The 16,006-nt window shown below is 65.1% G+C and carries 18 protein-coding genes; 5 read left to right on the top strand and 13 right to left on the bottom strand.

Going from position 1 to position 16,006, the window contains the following annotated elements; all coding sequences use genetic code 11:
* Positions 1 to 112 precede the first annotated feature (112 nt).
* The 6 genes from K2W81_RS01525 to hisB all read right to left on the bottom strand — a co-directional run bounded on the left by K2W81_RS01525 (position 113) and on the right by hisB (position 3,743).
* The gene (locus tag K2W81_RS01525; protein WP_294100690.1) at positions 113 to 433 is read right to left on the bottom strand and encodes a phosphoribosyl-ATP diphosphatase; all 321 of its coding nucleotides are present in this window, start codon (positions 431 to 433) and stop codon (positions 113 to 115) included.
* A 31-nt stretch (positions 434 to 464) separates the two neighbouring features.
* Positions 465 to 629 (bottom strand): hypothetical protein, encoded by a 165-nt coding sequence (locus K2W81_RS01530; RefSeq protein ID WP_294100692.1) that lies wholly within the window; start codon positions 627 to 629, stop codon positions 465 to 467.
* Between the two features lie 35 nt (positions 630 to 664).
* A complete protein-coding gene (gene hisF, locus K2W81_RS01535; protein ID WP_294100693.1) occupies positions 665 to 1,435 on the bottom strand; it encodes an imidazole glycerol phosphate synthase subunit HisF in 771 nt (256 codons plus the stop codon).
* 223 nt (positions 1,436 to 1,658) lie between these two features.
* Entirely contained in the window at positions 1,659 to 2,393 is a 735-nt protein-coding gene (gene hisA, locus K2W81_RS01540) for a 1-(5-phosphoribosyl)-5-[(5-phosphoribosylamino)methylideneamino]imidazole-4-carboxamide isomerase (RefSeq protein WP_294100695.1), read from the bottom strand.
* Between the two features lie 148 nt (positions 2,394 to 2,541).
* Positions 2,542 to 3,153: an imidazole glycerol phosphate synthase subunit HisH gene (gene hisH / locus K2W81_RS01545; RefSeq protein WP_294100696.1), complete on the bottom strand. Its 612-nt coding sequence runs from the start codon at positions 3,151 to 3,153 to the stop codon at positions 2,542 to 2,544.
* A gap of 2 nt (positions 3,154 to 3,155) precedes the next feature.
* Positions 3,156 to 3,743: an imidazoleglycerol-phosphate dehydratase HisB gene (gene hisB, locus K2W81_RS01550; protein WP_294100698.1), complete on the bottom strand. Its 588-nt coding sequence runs from the start codon at positions 3,741 to 3,743 to the stop codon at positions 3,156 to 3,158.
* A gap of 72 nt (positions 3,744 to 3,815) precedes the next feature.
* Between hisB and K2W81_RS01555 the strand changes: the two genes are divergently transcribed.
* The 3 genes from K2W81_RS01555 to gmk all read left to right on the top strand — a co-directional run bounded on the left by K2W81_RS01555 (position 3,816) and on the right by gmk (position 6,485).
* Positions 3,816 to 4,289, top strand: a complete 474-nt coding sequence (locus tag K2W81_RS01555) for a ClpXP protease specificity-enhancing factor SspB (RefSeq protein WP_294100699.1) — start codon at positions 3,816 to 3,818, stop codon at positions 4,287 to 4,289.
* A 123-nt stretch (positions 4,290 to 4,412) separates the two neighbouring features.
* Complete coding sequence (gene fumC / locus K2W81_RS01560) at positions 4,413 to 5,798, top strand: class II fumarate hydratase (RefSeq protein ID WP_294100701.1); 1,386 nt, start codon at positions 4,413 to 4,415, stop codon at positions 5,796 to 5,798.
* 42 nt (positions 5,799 to 5,840) lie between these two features.
* Positions 5,841 to 6,485 carry a guanylate kinase gene (gmk, locus tag K2W81_RS01565; protein ID WP_294100703.1) on the top strand — a complete coding sequence of 215 codons (645 nt, stop codon included), beginning with the start codon at positions 5,841 to 5,843 and terminating at the stop codon, positions 6,483 to 6,485.
* 137 nt (positions 6,486 to 6,622) lie between these two features.
* Here the strand turns inward: gmk and K2W81_RS01570 are convergent, their stop codons facing one another.
* From K2W81_RS01570 to K2W81_RS01580, 3 genes are read right to left on the bottom strand one after another with little or no spacing between them, the layout of a single operon-like run.
* Positions 6,623 to 7,306, bottom strand: a complete 684-nt coding sequence (locus tag K2W81_RS01570; protein WP_294100705.1) for an ATP12 family chaperone protein — start codon at positions 7,304 to 7,306, stop codon at positions 6,623 to 6,625.
* Complete coding sequence (locus K2W81_RS01575) at positions 7,303 to 7,524, bottom strand: hypothetical protein (RefSeq protein WP_294100707.1); 222 nt, start codon at positions 7,522 to 7,524, stop codon at positions 7,303 to 7,305. Before K2W81_RS01575 ends, K2W81_RS01570 begins: the two co-directional genes overlap by 4 nt.
* Positions 7,521 to 8,180, bottom strand: a complete 660-nt coding sequence (locus K2W81_RS01580) for an HAD-IA family hydrolase (RefSeq protein WP_294100709.1) — start codon at positions 8,178 to 8,180, stop codon at positions 7,521 to 7,523. The genes K2W81_RS01575 and K2W81_RS01580 overlap by 4 nt, the downstream gene beginning before the upstream one ends.
* A 220-nt stretch (positions 8,181 to 8,400) precedes the next feature.
* Between K2W81_RS01580 and K2W81_RS01585 the strand changes: the two genes are divergently transcribed.
* Positions 8,401 to 8,994: an aspartyl/asparaginyl beta-hydroxylase domain-containing protein gene (locus K2W81_RS01585; RefSeq protein ID WP_294100710.1), complete on the top strand. Its 594-nt coding sequence runs from the start codon at positions 8,401 to 8,403 to the stop codon at positions 8,992 to 8,994.
* Positions 8,995 to 9,020: 26 nt separating this feature from the next.
* Here K2W81_RS01585 and K2W81_RS01590 read toward each other — a convergent pair whose 3' ends face one another.
* From K2W81_RS01590 to K2W81_RS01605, 4 genes are all read right to left on the bottom strand, one after another.
* Entirely contained in the window at positions 9,021 to 10,115 is a 1,095-nt protein-coding gene (locus K2W81_RS01590; RefSeq protein ID WP_294100712.1) for an acyltransferase, read from the bottom strand.
* 307 nt (positions 10,116 to 10,422) lie between these two features.
* Positions 10,423 to 12,078, bottom strand: a complete 1,656-nt coding sequence (gene groL / locus K2W81_RS01595; RefSeq protein WP_294100713.1) for a chaperonin GroEL — start codon at positions 12,076 to 12,078, stop codon at positions 10,423 to 10,425.
* A gap of 61 nt (positions 12,079 to 12,139) precedes the next feature.
* Complete coding sequence (gene groES / locus K2W81_RS01600; protein ID WP_294100714.1) at positions 12,140 to 12,427, bottom strand: co-chaperone GroES; 288 nt, start codon at positions 12,425 to 12,427, stop codon at positions 12,140 to 12,142.
* A gap of 134 nt (positions 12,428 to 12,561) precedes the next feature.
* Positions 12,562 to 13,977: an MATE family efflux transporter gene (locus K2W81_RS01605; protein WP_294100715.1), complete on the bottom strand. Its 1,416-nt coding sequence runs from the start codon at positions 13,975 to 13,977 to the stop codon at positions 12,562 to 12,564.
* Positions 13,978 to 14,130: 153 nt separating this feature from the next.
* On the opposite strand from K2W81_RS01605, the gene sppA reads away from it, so the two are divergent.
* Positions 14,131 to 16,002, top strand: a complete 1,872-nt coding sequence (sppA, locus tag K2W81_RS01610; RefSeq protein WP_294100717.1) for a signal peptide peptidase SppA — start codon at positions 14,131 to 14,133, stop codon at positions 16,000 to 16,002.
* Positions 16,003 to 16,006: the final 4 nt, after the last annotated feature.

Here is a 16,006-nt window from a genome sequence, read left to right on the forward strand (position 1 = left end):
CCGTTCGTTTCGAGCGCAGTCGAGAAACAAGCCAAGGGCGATGCGCAACGTGTCTCGACTTCGCTCGACACTAACGGGACGGGGGGGTGATTCAACTCAAACTCATTCGTTCTCAGGCCTTGCGCGCCGCCTTCTCATCGATGCCCGACACACCTTCGCGGCGGCGCATTTCGGCGCGGATGTCGTCGAGGCTGAGGTCCGCATCGGCGAGGAGTACGAGCAGGTGAAACATCAGGTCGGTCGCTTCACCGACCAGCGCGGTGCGGTCGTCGCCGAGCGCGGCGATCACTGTTTCGACGGCTTCCTCGCCGACTTTCTGCGCGATTTTTGCGCGACCGTCGGCGAAGAGTTTGGCGGTGTAGCTTGTCGTCGGGTCCGCGCCTTGGCGGCTGCGGATCACCGATTCGAGGGTGGTTATGAAGTCTTCGGCCATCGCGATTGGCTGGCCCAGCCGGGCGCTTGCGTCAATCCTTCGCGGCGCGGGCCTTGGCGAAGCGGCGGCGCAGCGCGCGGCGGACGAACCACACGCCTGCCGCCGCCATCACGAACAGCGCGATGTCGGACAGTTCGGGCGCGGTGCGTGGGTGCGCGACGCCTGAGTGGGCAGTGATGGCGATCAGGTCCAGCATTGCGCCAGCTTAGCCGATACGGGTTAAGGCCGTGCTTATGCGATCGGCGTCCGCACCGGCACGCCCGCCGCCGCTAGTGCGCGATGCGCATCGGCGATGCTCGCCTCGCCGAAGTGGAAGATCGACGCGGCGAGCACGGCGCTCGCATGCCCCTCGGTAATGCCCGCGACCAGATCAGCGAGGTCGCCGACGCCGCCCGACGCCACCACCGGCACGCGCACCTGATCGGCGATCGTGCGGATGAGGGCGAGGTCATAGCCACCGCGCGTGCCGTCGCGATCCATCGAGGTGATCAGCAGCTCACCCGCGCCCAGCTCGGCGAGCCGCAGCGCATGTTCGACCGCGTCGATGCCGGTTTCGCGCCGTCCGCCATGGGTGAAGACTTCCCAGCGCCCCTCGGCGACTTGCCGCGCATCGACCGAGGCGACGCAGCACTGGCTGCCGAAGCGATCGGCGATGTCGGCCACGATCTCGGGCCGGGCGACCGCGGCGCTGTTCACCGCGATCTTGTCGGCGCCCGCGAGCAGCAGCGCGCGCGCATCCTCGGCGCTGCGCACCCCGCCGCCGACGGTGAGCGGCATGAAGCAGACTTCGGCCGTGCGCCGCACCACATCGATGATCGTCCCGCGCGCTTCGTGGCTCGCGGTGATGTCGAGGAAGCACAGCTCGTCGGCGCCCGCCGCGTCATAGGCGCGCGCCTGCTCGACCGGATCGCCCGCATCGCGCAGATCGACGAAATTGACGCCCTTGACCACGCGGCCATTGGCGACGTCGAGGCAAGGAATGACGCGGGCGCGGACGGTCATTGGCTGTCGAACAAAAAACGAATGGCGCCAAAAAGCATCAAACATCCGCAAGCAAATTCGCATACCTGTGACGCTGCATATCCCCCGGGGGATCCATCCCTCGTCATTTCACCAAGTCTATACGTCGAGAAGAATTGGCGTTTGTCCTGATGGCGGCTCCTGTGCAGGCTCCAGAAGAATGGTACCGACCAGCTTAGAAACAAAAGGCTCCAGAACACGTTCGTCACGCCGCCCGCGCCACTTCAAGCGCCACCGCCAGATCGAGCCGACCGTCGTACAGTGCGCGCCCGGTAATCACGCCTTCAATCCCCGATTTCGCATGCAGCGCGAGCATGTGGATGTCGGCAATGCCCTTCACCCCGCCGCTCGCGATCACCGGAATGTCGACCGCGCGGGCGAGGTCGACCGTTGCCTCGATATTGACGCCCTTTAGCAACCCATCGCGCCCGACATCGGTGAACAGCAGTGCCGCGACGCCGGCATCCTCGAACTGGCGGCCGAGATCGATGATGCTGGTCGTCGACACATCGGCCCAGCCCTTGGTGGCGACCATGCCGTCCTTGGCATCGACCGCGACGACGATGCCGCCCGGGAAATCGCGTGCGGCTTCGCGCACCAGATCAGGATTGTCGAGCGCGGCGGTGCCGATCACGACGCGCGCCACGCCGAGATCGAACCAGCGCTCGATGCTCGCCCGCGTGCGGATGCCGCCGCCCAATTGCACATGGCCGGGGAAGCGTTCGACGATCGCCTTCACCGCCTCGCCATTGACCGAATCGCCCGCGAACGCGCCGTCGAGATCGACGACGTGGAGATGTTCGGCGCCTTGCCCGGCGAAGATCATCGCCTGCGCGGCGGGATCGTCGCCGTAGATGGTCGCGCGGTCCATATCGCCCTCGGCAAGGCGCACGACTTGACCGGCCTTCAGGTCGATCGCGGGGAAAACGATGAGAGTCACAAAATCCTCCCCCAGCTTGTCTGGGGGAGGTGGCAGCCGAAGGCTGACGGAGGGGGGACTTCGCCAGCGAGTCGCTTGCGGTCAACCCCCTCCACCACGCGCTGAAGAAGCGCGCGGTCCCCCTCCCCCTGCTGGGGAGGAGCAAAGATCATGGCCGCCATTTCAGGAACCTCTCCAGCAGCGCCAGCCCATAGCGCTGGCTCTTTTCGGGATGGAACTGCACGCCGAGCATGTTCGCGCGCCCGATCGCCGCGACCACCGGCCCGCCATGCGCGGTCGTCGCCACCACATCGCTGCCGGTGAAGGCATAGCTGTGCAGGAAGTACGCCTCGCCCGGCTCAATCAGCGGGTGCGGCTTGGCGGGCACGACGTCGTTCCAGCCCATGTGCGGGATCTTCGTCTCGGCATTGTCGGGCGTCATCAGCGCGACCTCGCCCGAAATCCAGCCGAGTCCCGGATGCGTCCCGAATTCGAGGCCGCGATCGGCCATCAACTGCATGCCGACGCAAATGCCGAGGAACGGGACGCCGCCGCCGATCACGCGCACCGTCATGGCCTCGGTCATCCCCGGCAGCGCGCGCAAAGCGGCCGAGCACGCGCCGAACGCGCCGACACCCGGCAGTACGATCCGGTCAGCGAAGGCGACGACGGCGGCGCTCGCGGTGATCTCGACCGTCCCCGCGCCCGCAGCCTTCAGGGCGTTCGCGACCGAATGAAGATTGCCCGCGCCGTAATCGATCAGCGCGATTCGCTCCGCCATCGCTAGAGCACGCCCTTGGTCGAGGGGATCGCTCCCGGCTTGCGCGGGTCGATCTCGACGGCGGTGCGCAGGGCGCGGGCAAGGCCCTTGAACGCGCTTTCGATGATGTGGTGGTTGTTGTGGCCGTATAGCGTCTCGACGTGCAGCGTCAGCCCAGCCGTCTGCGCGAAGCTGTGGAACCAATGTTCGAACAATTCGGTATCCATCTCGCCCAGCCGTGTCGTCGAGAAGGCCGATTTCCAAACCAGATAGGGCCGCCCCGAAATGTCGAGCGCGACGCGCGTCAAGGTCTCGTCCATCGGCGACAGCGCGTCGCCATAGCGGCGGATGCCGGCCTTGTCGCCGAGCGCCTTGGCCACCGCTTCGCCGATCGCGAGCGCCGAATCCTCGGTCGTGTGGTGCTGGTCGATGTGGAGATCGCCGACCGCTTTCAGATCGACGTCGATCATCGAATGGCGCGAAAGCTGTTCGAGCATGTGATCGAGGAAGCCGATGCCGGTCGACACCGTGTATTGGCCGGTGCCGTCGAGATCGACGGTCACATCGATCGAAGTTTCCTTGGTGGTGCGGGAGATAGTGGCGCGACGCATTGCCCTCCCATAGCGGCTGATGGCGGACGCGCAATCTTGACGATAGGGCTGGGGGCGCTAGTCCAATGCATTATGAGTGATGCCTTGCCCGACAGCCTGATTCCCTATGACGAAATCGTGCAGGAAGCGCTGCGCGCCGTCGTCGGGCGCGTGCTGGGGTCGATTGCGGGCGGCGGCGGGCTGCCCGGCGAGCATCATTTCTACATCACGTTCAAGACGCAGGTCCCCGGCGTCGACATTCCGAAGCGGCTGATCGAACGTTTCCCCGATGAAATGACGATCGTGCTGCAAAATAAATTCTGGGACCTGAAAGTCGACGAAACGCGCTTTTCGGTGGGTCTGAGCTTCAACCAGGTGCCGTCGAAGCTGGTGATTCCCTATTCAGCGATTATCGGTTTTCACGATCCGGCGGTCAATTTCGAGTTGCGCTTTCAGGCAGCGGATGGCCCCGACGAACCCGAACCGCATGAGGAAGCCGAGAATGACGGCGGCCCGCGTGACGATGGGTCGAATGTCGTGTCGGTGGATTTCAAGCGGAAGAAGTAAGGAGCGAGGCGCGCATGCTGCGCGCCGGTCGCGCCAGCGACGCGAACTGCCGGCCGACGCGGCAAAGCCGCGTTCGACGTCACGGGATTAACTCCCGTGACGGCCCGGTGACGGAGAAGGAAGATGGCCGACACCACCCGCACCGAAAGTGATTCGTTCGGCCCGATCGAAGTCCCCGCTGCCGCCTATTGGGGCGCGCAGACGCAGCGCAGCATCGCCAACTTCCCCTTCGGCGCGCGCGAGCAAATGCCGATCGAGATCATCCACGCGCTCGCCATCGTGAAGCAGGCCGCCGCCCGCGTGAACCGCGCGCACGGCCTGCCCGCCGACATCGCCGACGCAATTGAGGCGGCAGCGGCCGAAGTCGCGAGCGGCAAGCTCGACGACCAATTCCCGCTCGTCATCTGGCAGACGGGGTCGGGCACCCAGACCAACATGAACGTAAACGAAGTGATCGCGGGCCGCGCCAACGAAATGCTGACGGGCACGCGCGGCGGCAAGGCGCCGGTGCACCCCAACGATCACGTCAATATGAGCCAGTCGTCGAACGACAGCTTTCCGACCGCGATGCATATTGCGGTGGTGGTTGCGATCCGGGAGCGGTTGCAACCCGCACTGATCGGGCTGGCAGGCGCGTTCAACGACAAGGCTGAAGCGTGGGCCGATATCGTCAAGATCGGACGCACGCACCTGCAAGACGCAACGCCGCTTACGCTGGGGCAGGAGTTTTCGGGCTACGCAATGCAACTCGCGAAGGCGAGCGTTCGGATAAGTAGCGGCACCACCGACGTCTTTGCGTTGGCGCAAGGCGGCACTGCCGTCGGGACCGGCCTGAATGCGCCGCCCGGTTTTGCCGAGGCATTCGCGTCCGTGGTGAGCGGCCTGCTCGGGATTGAGTTCCGGACTGCTGAAAACAAGTTCGAGGCATTGGCGTCAAACGACGCTCTTGTTGAACTATCGGGCGCCCTCAACACCCTCGCCGCCTCCCTCACCAAGATCGCGAACGACATCCGCCTGCTCGGCTCCGGCCCACGCGCAGGGATCGGCGAGCTCAGCCTGCCTGAGAACGAACCTGGCAGCTCGATCATGCCCGGCAAGGTCAACCCGACCCAGTGCGAGATGCTGACGATGGTTGCCGCGCAAGTGATCGGCAACCACATGGCGATCACCGTCGGCGGCATGCAGGGCCATCTCGAACTCAATGTCTTCAAGCCGATGATCGCGGCGAACGTGCTGCGTTCGATCGATCTGCTCGCCACCGGCATGACAAGCTTCGCCGAGCGCTGCGTCGAGGGCATCGAGCCCAATCGCGCGCGCATCGCCGAGCTGGTCGATCGCTCGCTGATGCTCGTCACCGCGCTCGCGCCCGAGATTGGCTATGACAATGCCGCCAAGATCGCCAAGCATGCGCATGCCCATGATCTGACACTGAAAGCGGCAGGGCTGGCGCTCGGCCTCGTCGATGAAGCGACCTTTGATCGGCTGGTGCGCCCGGAGACGATGGTCTGATCGCCCCTTGACGACGCGGCGGCGGCTACGCCACTAGCGCGCATGGACCGACCCAATGATCCCCACGGGTTTCAGCGCCGCGGCGTACTGTTCGTGCTCTCCTCGCCGTCGGGCGCGGGCAAATCGACGATTGCGCGGATGCTGCTCGAAGCCGAGCCCGATCTCGCCATGTCGGTGTCGGCGACGACGCGCCCGATCCGCCCCGGCGAGGAAGACGGCAAGGATTATCACTTCGTCAGCCTCGACAAGTTTCGCGAAATGGTCGCGAACCACGAATTTCTCGAATGGGCGCACGTCTTTGGCCAGCGTTACGGCACGCCCAAGGCGCAGGTCGATGCGATGCTCGAAGCGGGCAAGGACGTGCTGTTCGACATCGACTGGCAGGGCGCGCAGCAGTTGTTCCAGATCGCCGGTGGCGATGTTGTCCGCGTCTTCATCCTGCCGCCGTCGATGGAAGAACTGAACGACCGCCTCATCCGCCGCGCAACCGATGCGCCCGAAGTGATCGAGGCGCGCATGAACCGCGCGACCGCCGAAGTCAGCCACTGGGACGGCTATGACTATGTGCTCGTCAACGACGATGTCGACCAATGCTTCCGCGACGTGCAGACGATCCTCGCGGCGGAGCGCTTGAAGCGGTCGCGCCAGACCGGGCTGATCGGGTTTATTCGCCATTTGATGAAGTAATTTCTGGTGGAGTACCAACCTCCATCCGTTCGCCCTGAGCTTGTCGAAGGGCCGTCCTTCTTCTGCGACCGCTTCGAAAAGAAGGACGGTGCTTCGACAAGCTCAGCACGAACGGGGAGAGGGTTTCCTGTCAAACTTCAGCGGAGTAGGTCCAGCAGCCTTACCCCCGCCTCATAATCCCGCCGCCGCGCCTGCCGCGCCGGGATGGCGAGATCGTCCTCGCCCCATTGCTCGGCTTGCCAGTCGGCGTCGAGTTCGGACGCCAGCCACACCGCCTCCGCATCGGCAGCGCGCCCGGCGAGCGCGAGCGCGGCGACCAGCGACCCGCTGATCGTCACAATCGGCGCGAGCGCGGCGAGTTCAAAGGGATCGCGCGCGGCAATCGCCTCGCTTAGCCGCGCGAGCGTTTCGAGGGGCTGGTGGCGGTGCATGATGCCCGTCGTCACGACGAAATCGACGCGGTAAGTCGCCCGCGCCCAGTCGAGCAGCGGGTCCCACGCCGCCGCCTGTCGCGCCACCAGCGGGGCGGGGCTGTCGGCGCGGTAGCAAAGCAGGTCGCTTTCGGCAAAAACGGCAAGCCCGGCGGCGAAGGCGCGGGAGTCAGGCGCTATCCGGTCGATCGCGGCATTGGCGAGGCCGGTGAGCGGCATCGCGCGCGGATCAATCTCGGCCGCAACCGAGCGCCATTCGTCAGCGACAGCGTCCGCGAGCACGGCGTTGGGCAGCAGCAGCGGCGTGCGACCCGGCGTACGTACCGGCTTGCCGTCGAGCGTAATCCCGCGCGCGTCGGTGATCTCGACGCTCGTCCAGAAGCGCTTCACGGCTCGGGCTTGCTCTTCCAGCGCGCGGCGAGTGCACGTGGCACGACCGCCATTTCCCACAGCGACGCGAGCGTCAGCCCCAACCCGATCGCCTTGTCGGGCCACTCGACCGCGCGCGCGAGCAGCACGATGCCGAACACCGCGCCCGCTGCCCCCGCGATCCGCGCGAGCGTCATCAGATAATAGCGCGTCTGCGCGGTGCGATCTTCGTCGGTCATGGGTTTTCCAGGGCGCGGGCAAGGGCGCTGACGTGCTCAACGACGACATGCGCGCCTGCCTCGACCAGTTCCTCGGGCGGGTGATAGCCCCAGGCGACGCCGATCGCGCGGGCCCCGGCGGCGCGCGCCATCGCCATGTCGAAGCTGGTGTCGCCGATCATCGCGGTGTGCGCGGCGACGGCGCCGGCATCGCGCATCGCGGTGTCGATCATCGACGGGTGCGGTTTGGAGGGGTGACGGTCGGCAGTCTGGAGCGTGATGAAATGGTCCGCGATGCCGTGATGCGCGAGGATATGCGCAAGGCCGCGATCGGACTTGCCGGTCGCCACACCGAGCAGCCAGCCTTCAGCCGACAGCGCCTTGAGCAGCTCGGCAATCCCGTCATACAGCGGTTCCTCCGCCATCGCGCCCGTCGAGCGCAGGCGGAAGAAAGCATCCTTATAGTCCTGCGCGATGCGCTGGTGCAGCGCGTCCTCGGCATCGGGGAGCAGCATCCGCATGGCCTCGACAAGGCTCAAGCCGACGATCCGGCGGATCGTGTTACGCGGCGGCGCGACAAGGCCGTTGGCGGCGAAGGATTCCTCGACCGCCGTGCAGATATTATGCTGGCTGTCGACGAGCGTCCCGTCGCAATCGAAGATCGCGAGGCGGATCATCGGGCGGGAGGGCGCTGCTGCATCCGGCCAGCGTTAGCCAAGCGGAGGCCGGAACGAAAGGGCGTTCCTAACCTTTAGCCCTACTCCCGTTTGCCCTGAGCTTGTCGAAGGGCCGTTCTTCTTCTTCGACGGCCCGCAAAAGAAGGGCAGTGCTTCGACAAGCTCAGCACGAACGGATTTCGGAGGTGTCAATCATCTGATCATGGCTTAGCCTAAGCCCATGACCCAACTTGCCCCGACCGACACGGACGCGCTGCCCGATCGCAAGCGGTTGCCATTGACGTTCGACGCCGCCGCGCTGGCTGTGGACCTCGTGGCGATCGAGCGCGATCCGTGGCAGCCGCATTTCGTGCGCGATAATTATCGCGGGGACTGGTCGGCTATCGCCTTGCGCGCGGCAGCCGGGGAGACGCATCCGATCCGGCTGATCTACGCCAATCCCACCGCGACCGAGTGGGTCGACACGCCGCTGATGGCGCGCGTGCCCGCCATGCGCGCGGCGGTGGCGGCGCTGCGCTGCCCGGTGCAGAGCGTGCGGCTGATGCGGCTGGGCGCGGGAGCTGCGATCCTGCCACACGACGACCTCGACCTCGCCGCCGAAGCGGGTCGCGCGCGGCTGCACCTGCCGATCACGACCAATCCGGGGGTGCGGTTTGTGCTGAATGGCGAGGCCGTGCCGATGGACGTCGGCGAGCTCTGGTATTTGCGGCTGAGCGATACGCATGAGGCGGCTAATGATGGGGAGACGCCGCGCGTGCATCTGGTGATCGACGTGCTGGCGAATGATTGGCTGTTGGCGATGTTGCGCGGGTGAGGGGGATGGGACTGGAAAGGAAACGACTACTCCGGCGGCGCTGGCTGGTGTCTTGCCTGTCGTGGCAACAATAGCCTGACGAGAACCCTGGTCCACGGCTCCGCCCAGCGCGTCACGATCCAAGCCGCCGCCATCATCGCCATCGCCATCGCGATCGGCAATAAGGGAAAGGCGAAACGCGGCAACACGCGCGGCGCGGCTGCAATCAACCCGATCCCGATCTCGTTATGCAGCAGATAGAGCGGGTAACTAATCGCGCCAATGAACAGCAGGAAGCGCGACGATAACACTCGTTGCAACGCCCGCATCCGTTGGATCGCCGCAAAGAAGGCGACGCAGCCCGACAGGTAAAGGCTCGAGAGAAGGTCGTTCGGTTGCCACAGGCCCGATGTGAACGCGCTGACGAGGCCGACGATGATGGCCGCTGCGAACACCACCGGCGAATCGTGCGACTTCAGAAATAGCGCGCCACTCACGAACCAGCCGAAATAGGCGGTCCCGAACCACTGCACGACCTCGATCGCCTTCAGCATGAACTGGTGGTCGCCCAGCTTCGCCAAGGGCGGCGCGACGAGCACCATGAGCCAGAGCGCCGTCAGCGTCAGCAGGCCCCTTCGCCATCCAAGTCTGAAATACAGAAAGCCGAAACTGAGGTAGAACCCCATTTCGACATAAAGGGTCCAGAACACGCCATCCAGCTCGTCGACCGGCCGTCGCAGCACAGCCTGCCAGATGGGTGGGATCAGAAAAGTGAGGCCAGGCAACAGATTGACTGCATCAGGTCGCCCGTGCGGCATAAAGTCACCCAACACCCGCGATGCCGCAAAGATGCCAAGCGATGCAATCAACATCGCTGGAAACAGCCGAAGCCATCGGCGCGCCATGAACTGGCCGAAGCTCGAACACCGCTCCAGCGTGAGCAGGATGACATAGCCGGAGATCAGGAAGAAGATGTTCACGCCGACCCAGCCGTGATCGAGAACCGGAATAGCGGCGAACATGGCACCATAGGGGAAGAAGCGAACATAGTCCCAGTTGGTGTAGTGCCACAGGACGACCGACAGGATCGCGACGCCCCGAAGTCCATCGAGATGACCGATGCGGTTCCGACCTTCTTCCATGCTTCCCCATCTAGCGGACGACAGCCGATCGCAAGCATAGAGCGTTACTCGACAAAGCGCATCATTACGCACCGGCTTTCCCACAGAGTATCACGCAACACGGCTTTCATGCGCCGCGCGCGGCTGCAATTGGCGCGCCGCAAAGCGAAAGGGCCGGGGAATTGCGCCCCCGGCCCTTTGCTGTTCGTTCGGTAGGTTCGTGGGTGGCACGGTCCCGGCGGAGCCGGGACTCGTCGGTCGGGGTCTGGCGACCCCGCCGGCCGTTTTGATTTCGTGTCGGGAGCAGCGTCGCTGCTCCCGTCCGAAATCAGAAATCCATGCCGCCCATGCCGCCCATGCCGCCCATGCCGCCGCCGCCCATGCCACCGGCAGGCGACTTGTCTTCGGGCAGCTCGCTCACCGCCGCTTCGGTGGTGATGAGAAGCCCGGCGACCGAGGCTGCATCCTGCAGCGCGGTGCGAACGACCTTGGTCGGATCGATCACGCCGGCGGTGACGAGGTTCTCGTACACATCGGTCTGCGCGTTGAAGCCGACATCGGGGTCGTTGCCGTCGAGCAGCTTGCCCGAGATCACCGCACCGTCGTGACCGGCGTTCGACGCGATCTGGCGGACCGGCGCGTAGAGCGCCTTGCGGATGATGTCGATGCCGCGGGTCTGGTCGTCGTTGGCGCCCTTCATGCCTTCGAGGGCACGCGTTGCATAAAGCAGCGCGGTGCCGCCGCCGGGGACGATGCCTTCTTCAACGGCTGCGCGGGTTGCGTGCAGCGCGTCGTCGACGCGGTCCTTGCGCTCCTTGACTTCAACTTCGGTCGAACCGCCGACCTTGATCACGGCCACGCCGCCGGCGAGCTTGGCGAGACGCTCCTGGAGCTTCTCACGGTCGTAATCGCTGGTGGTGTTTTCGATCTGCGCGCGGATCGCTTCGGTGCGTGCCTTGATCGCGTCATGGTCGCCTGCACCATCGACGATGGTGGTGTTGTCCTTGTCGATCGTGACGCGCTTGGCCTGGCCGAGCATCGCGAGCGTGACGGTTTCGAGCTTGATGCCGAGGTCTTCGGAAATCAGCTCGCCCTTGGTCAGGATCGCGATGTCCTCGAGCATCGCCTTGCGACGATCGCCGAAGCCCGGTGCCTTGACGGCTGCGACCTTCAGGCCACCGCGCAGCTTGTTGACGACGAGAGTCGCCAGCGCTTCGCCTTCAATGTCCTCGGCGATGATCAGGAGCGGACGGCCCGACTGAACGACGGCTTCCAGGATCGGGAGCATCGCCTGCAGGTTCGACAGCTTCTTTTCGTGGATCAGGATATAGGGATCCTGAAGCTCGACCGTCATCTTCTCAGGGTTGGTGATGAAGTAGGGCGACAGGTAGCCACGGTCGAACTGCATGCCTTCGACGACATCAAGTTCGAATTCGAGGCCCTTGGCTTCCTCGACGGTGATCACGCCTTCCTTGCCGACGCGGTCCATCGCTTCGGCGATCTTCTCACCGACGACGGTGTCGCCATTGGCCGAGATGATGCCGACCTGCGCGACTTCCTTCGATCCCGACACGGGGCGCGAACGCGACTTGATATCCTCGACGACCTTGGCGACCGCGAGATCGATGCCGCGCTTCAGGTCCATCGGGTTCATGCCGGCCGCAACCGACTTCATGCCTTCACGCACGATCGCCTGAGCGAGTACCGTCGCGGTGGTGGTGCCGTCGCCAGCGATGTCATTGGTCTTGGAAGCAACTTCCTTGATCATCTGCGCGCCCATATTCTCGAACTTGTCCTTGAGTTCGATTTCCTTGGCGACAGTGACACCGTCCTTGGTGATGCGCGGTGCGCCGAAGCTCTTGTCGAGCACGACGTTGCGGCCCTTCGGCCCCAGCGTGACCTTCACTGCATCGGCGAGAATGTCGACGCCGCGCAGAATGCGTTCACGCGCATCGCGGCTGAATTTTACGTCCTTGGCTGCCATGGGACTGCCCTTTCAGTTGGATGTTGGTTGATGGTTACGAAAAAACGGGTGGCTCAGGGCTTCAGCCCATGATCCCCAGAATGTCCGATTCCTTCATGATCAGCAGGTCTTCGCCGCCAACCTTGACCTCGGTGCCCGACCATTTGCCGAACAGGATCTTGTCGCCGGCCTTGACGTCGAGCGGGGTGATCGTGCCGTCTTCAGCACGAATGCCGGTGCCGACCGAAACGACTTCGCCTTCCTGCGGCTTTTCCTTGGCGGTGTCAGGGATGATGATGCCACCGGCGGTCTTCTCTTCGGCTTCGACGCGGCGAACGAGCACGCGGTCGTGGAGTGGACGAAAGTTCATGCGCTCCATCCTTTCTTTCTCGGGTTGATGATCGCTACTGGCACTCACGCGGGGCGAGTGCCAACACGGCGCATATGTGTTCGCGAGGCGCGCGCGTCAACCGCTGCCAAACCGGTCGGGGGCGAAAAAGAGGGTTAAAGTGGCGCGCCCGCGGGCAGCAGCCCGAGCTGCGCGCGCCGCATCCAGCGCCGCAGCAGCAGTGCCGACACCGCGAGCAGTCCTGCTGCCAGCCCAAGCCAGATGCCGACGCCTTCCATCTTCAGCCCGAAGCCAAGCACAACGGCGGTCGCAAAGCCCACGCCCCAATAGCCAAAGCCCGCAATCAGCATCGGCACGCGTGTATCCTGCAAACCGCGCAACGCACCCGCGAGCACCACTTGCGCGCCGTCGAGCAGCTGGAACATCGCGGCAATGGCCAGATAGGTGATCGCCAGCGGCACCGTCTGCGCATTGGCGGGCGCGTCGAGATCGAGATACGCCGACACCAGCACGCCCGGGGCAAACCAGATCGCCAGTGCCGTCACCATCATGCAGCCCGTGCCTGCCGTGATTGCCGCGCGGCCTGCGCGCGCGATCCAGGCCGGGTCGCGCGCGCCATACGCCATGCCGACGCGCACGGTCGCGGCCTGGGCAATGCCGAGCGGAATCTGAAACGCGATCGCGGCAATGTTGAGCGCGACGGCATGCGCCGCAACTGCCGTCACGCCGATCAGCCCCATCAGGATGGCGGCGCCACCGAACAGCGACCCCTCCAGCGTGAACGCCAGCGCGATCGGCAGGCCGAGCCGGAATATCTCGCCAAGGCGCGACCATTCGGGGCGCCACCACCGTCCGAACAGGCGAAACCGGCGCAAGCGCGGATCGAGCAGGAGGATTGCGCTGAACGCCGCCAGCATCGCAAATGTCGTCACGACGCTGGCAATCGCCGATCCTTCGAGACCCAGCGCCGGGAACCCGGCATTGCCGAAGACGAGCGCCCAATTGGCGGCAATGCCGATCATCAGCGCCATGATCGTCACCGCCAGTGCCCAGGCCGGGCGCCCGAGCGTGGCGGCAACGGTGCGCATCACGCCCGCTGCCACGCTCGGCACCAGCGCGACCAGCAGGATATCGAGAAAGGCATCGGCACGCGCCGCGACGCGCGGATCCTGCCCGGCCAGCAGCAGGATTGCTTCGCCGTTCGCGAGCAGCAGCACGAAGGGCAGCGCCGCCAGCACCGATAGCCAGAGCGCCATCCGGAACGAGCGGCGCACCTCGCGCACGGCATGCGCGCGCCGCCCGAGCTCGGCCGCAATGATCGGCGCGCATGCCGTTGCCAGCCCCAAGAGCGCCCATAGCACGACACTGTACAGAAAAACGCCAAGCGTTGCCGCAGCGAAATCAACCGGATCGAGCCGCGCCACGAAGATGACGTCAACGGCAAACACTGCCATCTGCACCAGATTGGCGCCCGCCAGTGGCCCGGCCAATGTCGCAAGCGCGCGCAGCTCGTCCGCAAAGCTGGCGGGCGCGCGACCAGGCGACGCGGGCTGGGGCAACGGGGCAGTCATCGGCGACGGCCCTAGCCTGCCGATGGCGGGGCGTCACGCCGCCGCTGGCCCCTGCCGCTCGAATGAGGACGACATTAAAGGCGTATTGCTCTAACCAAACACGTCCGGCTAAGAGGTGGATAACTTGCGAATGCCGAACTGGAGAAAAAGCACGTGAAATTGCTGCGAGGCGCCTGGAAGCTGTTGGTCGGCATCAAGGACGCGCTGGTGCTGGTCGCCATGCTGTTGTTCTTTGGCGCGCTTTTCACCGCGCTCTCATCGCGGCCGGGCCGCACGGCCGTGAAGGACGGCGCGCTGGTGCTCGCGCTCGACGGGTCGATCGTCGAACAGCCTGCGCCCCCGCAGCTCAACTTCGGCGGCGGCGGCGGCCCGCGCGAATATCGCCTGCGCGATGTGATCCGCGTGCTCGACGAAGCCAAGGGCGACGCCAAGGTGAAGGCGGTCGTGCTCGATCTCGATTCCTTCGGGGGCGGCCTGCCTGCCGCGCTCAACGAAGTCGGCGCGGCGATTGCCCGGGTGCGCGCCAGCGGCAAGCCGGTGCTGGCTTATGCGACGGCCTATTCCGACGGCAGCTATCGCCTCGCTGCCAACGCCAGCGAAATCTGGATGAACCCGATGGGCGGCACGCTGTTCGCGGGTCCCGGCGGATCGCGGCTCTATTACAAGGGGCTGATCGACAAGCTCGGCGTCAACGTCCACGTCTTCCGCGTCGGCAAGTTCAAGTCGTTCGTCGAACCCTATACCCGCACCGATGAATCGCCCGAATCGAAGGAAGCGAGCGCCGCGCTTTATGGCGCGATTGCCGCCGACTGGCGCGAAACGATCGCCAAGGCGCGGCCCAAGGCGCAAGTCGCCGGCTATCTCACCAACCCGGCGCAGCTGATCGCCGCCACCAAGGGCGACATCGCCAAGGCCAATGTGGCAGCGGGGCTGATCGACAAGCTCGGCGACCGCGCCGATTTCGACAAGCGCGTCGCGGCCGTTGCGGGCGAGGCGCCTACCAAGAGCAGTGTCGGTTTCGCGGCGATCCGCTACGACACTTATCTTGAAGCGCACCCGCTGCCGACGTCGGGCGATGCCATCGGCATTGTCACGGTCGCGGGCGACATCGTTGATGGCAAGGCCGATCCGGGCACGGCGGGCGGCGACACGATCGCGGCGCTGGTGCGTGACGGGCTAAAGAACAAGTCGCTCAAGGCACTGGTGGTTCGGGTCGATTCGCCCGGCGGCTCGGCGCTGGCGTCGGAAACGATCCGCCGCGCGATTATCGAAGCCAAGGCCCAGAAGCTCCCGATCGTCGTGTCGATGGGCGGCGTCGCGGCGTCGGGCGGCTATTGGGTCGCGACGGCCGGCGATACGATCTTTGCCGAGCCGAACACGATCACCGGCTCGATCGGCATTTTCGGGATCATCCCCAGCTTTGAAAAGAGCCTCGAAAAACTCGGTATCAGCGCTGACGGCGTGAAAACCTCGCCGCTGTCGGGCCAGCCCGATGTCTTCGGCGGGTTGAACGACGAGGTCAGCACGATCCTGCAAGCCGGGATCGAGCATGGTTATGCCCAGTTCATCGACCGCGTGGCCAAGGCGCGCAAGAAAACGCCCGAGCAGATCAACGAAATCGCCCAAGGCCGCGTCTGGGACGGCGGCACCGCGCGGCAGATCGGCCTCGTGGACCGGTTCGGCAATTTGCAGGACGCGATCGACGAAGCGGCCAAGCGTGCCGGACTCGACCCCAAGAAGGTGCATGCCGAATATCTCGAAAAGGCGCCCGATCGCTGGACCAAGTTTCTGAGCGACTTCCTGCGCAAGGACGAGGAGGACAAGGGCGACGCGGGCGATGCCTTCACCCGCATTGCAGCCGAGCGGCGCGCGGTGTTCGCGCAGGCGCTGGGTGATGTGAAGCGGATTGCCACGGGCGCGGCGATCCAGGCGCGCTGCCTTGAATGCGCCGCGCTTCAACCGGCGCAACCGTCGGCGGCTGATCAATCGCTGCTGGCACTGGTGATGACGCGGCTGGGCCTGTAACGCA

The organism is Sphingomonas sp., assembly GCF_019749955.1.
In the GTDB taxonomy this organism is placed as follows: Bacteria; Pseudomonadota; Alphaproteobacteria; order Sphingomonadales; family Sphingomonadaceae; genus Sphingomonas.